Below are 303 nucleotides of genomic sequence, written 5' to 3'. Positions count from 1 at the left end.
CTGTCCTGTGCGTCTACAACCTGTCCCGCCACCCGCAGGCGGTGTGGCTGGACCTGTCCGACCACCTCGGTGAGGAGCTGGTCGAGCTGACCGGCGGGGGGGGGTTTTGCGTGGGGGGGGTACCGGCCCCCCGATACCCTTCACGAAGCGACCCAGCCGGCCCCGCCGGCCCGGACCGCAATCATCGCGAACTACACCTCCTCCCAGCCCGTCCGCCGCGGCTGCAGAACGACCGCAACCAGCAGGAGCTGTTCACCGCGATGCTGCTGTCGCTACCCGGCTCGCCCGTCCTCTACTACGGTG

Annotated in this window: 1 protein-coding gene; it reads left to right on the top strand. The window is 70.0% G+C overall.

Annotation, left to right across the window (positions count from 1 at the left end):
• A partial coding sequence (locus ADK67_RS53640) for a hypothetical protein (protein ID WP_231648191.1) occupies nt 1-303 on the top strand: 303 nt, incomplete at both ends.

This window comes from Saccharothrix sp. NRRL B-16348 (genome assembly GCF_001280085.1).
Taxonomy (GTDB): domain Bacteria; phylum Actinomycetota; class Actinomycetes; order Mycobacteriales; family Pseudonocardiaceae; genus Actinosynnema.
Note: the sequence above shows the minus strand (reverse complement) of the source record. Positions and strands in the feature narration are given on the sequence as shown.